This window comes from Acidovorax sp. Root219, assembly GCF_001428665.1.
Taxonomy (GTDB): Bacteria; Pseudomonadota; Gammaproteobacteria; order Burkholderiales; family Burkholderiaceae_C; genus Acidovorax.
This window is the reverse complement of sequence record NZ_LMIJ01000037.1, coordinates 1-1,628: the sequence shown is the minus strand read 5'-3', so window position 1 is coordinate 1,628 and position 1,628 is coordinate 1. Positions and strand designations below refer to the sequence as shown.

The 1,628-nt window shown below is 66.5% G+C and carries 1 protein-coding gene; it reads left to right on the top strand.

The features are described from left to right. On the top strand, positions 1 to 1,414 hold a 1,414-nt coding region (locus ASE28_RS32535; protein WP_082608288.1), incomplete at its 5' end, for a hypothetical protein. Positions 1,415 to 1,628 lie beyond the last annotated feature (214 nt).

The following is a 1,628-nucleotide window of genomic DNA, read 5'->3' as shown; positions in this document are numbered from 1 at the left end:
GGCGCAATGGCGCTGGGCCGTTCTGGCAGCGGGGTTCTACCTGCTGTCCACGCTGTGCAAGGAAGTGTATGTCCCCTGGGTGGCGTTGACCCTGCTGGTGCCTCTGCCTGCTGGCTCGCAGTCTGCGGCTGCAGGCTCGCCTGGGGCGGTGGGCTCGCCCTGGGGCATGGCGCGTTGGCGCTTCGCGTTGCCTACACTGGCCGTGGCGCTGGCGTATGCGGTGGTCCGCATCAGCGTTTTTTCAGGCATGGGGGGATACCATGGGAGTGCGCTGGGCGACTGGCGGGCCCTGCCGGTCTTCATTGGCAACCTGGCCCATATGCTGGCCCAGGGCCTGCTTGGAAGCGGTGCGCTGGGCATGGCTGCAATCCTGGCGTGCCTCGTGTGCCTGGTGGCGGGGGTTGCCGCACAATCCACGCCGCACCGCCGATGGATGCTGGTGGGCTTGGGCGCCGCTGCCGTGGTGATGGTCTTTCCGTTGCTTTTCGTGGTGCACCCGGGTGTGGATCTGATCGGGTATACGCGTTATCTCTGGGTGCCCTGGGTTGCCCTGTGCGTTCTCTGGAGCCTGAAGTGGCCCGCCCGCATTGCGCGCTGGCGCGCAGCCGCCCTGCTCGTTTTCGTGGCGGCGGTGGTGCAGCAGTCCATGGCCCAGCGCGAGCATGACCGCCCCGCCAACGCGGTGTTCGAGGCCCACTATGCATTCGCCCTGAATCCGCCGCCAGGCCAGATCCTGGTGCCTTACGAGTTCTTCTCGCCCATTTCCACAGTCACCCAGATCATGTACGCGCACGCAGCGCAGCAGCGCCTGGAGCCCGGCCGACTCCATCCCGAGCCAGCGCTGCTGCGCAAGGCGCCCGCCGATGCAGCCGAGCGCGCGCGCATCCGAACGTGGAATGACAAGTGCCTGTGCCTGGTGCCATTGGACAGCCTGCCGCCCGAGCAGCAGGAGGCCGTCATCCAATCCCAGCTGGCCAATGTCGGTCACGCTTTTTCCATGGACAAACCGCCCCCGCGCGTGGCGCATGGCTACGGCGGCTCCATCGACGCCATCACCGTCGAAGGCCGCCAGTTGCACATATCCGGATGGACCCCGACCCTTGGAGCCGGCCGAAAAATGGTGATGGCTGTGCCCACCCCGGGTGCCCAGGTCAGCCTGGACGCATTGGTCAGCACAGAACGGCCCGACGTCGCGCAGTCCTTTCAGCGCCAAGACATGCTGCTGTCGGGGTTCGAGGCCATCCTGGGCTTTTCGGACGAACGCATGGCCCAGGCGGCCAGCAGGATGCGTTGTGCCATCGTCCTGGGCCACCTGCCGGGACAGGAGCACCAGTTCCTGCTGCTGCCCGTGAAGGGCAAGCAGGGCTGCAGCGATGCATTGATACCCGACGCGACCAGAGCGGAGGGGGGATGACCGCTGACGGCAAAGGGTTTGGGCGGCCAGGCCATCCGTGCCACCAAGCTGCCTGCGCCAACCCGGCGCATGCAACAGGATGAAAATGCCGAACCAGACCAGAACACACCAAACCACATGGAAGCGCGATCTGGCAATGCTGGGCGCCTTGTGCCTGCTGACCTTCGCGCTGCACGGCAGCGCCCTGCAGGGCTACTGGCGCTGGGACGATGGC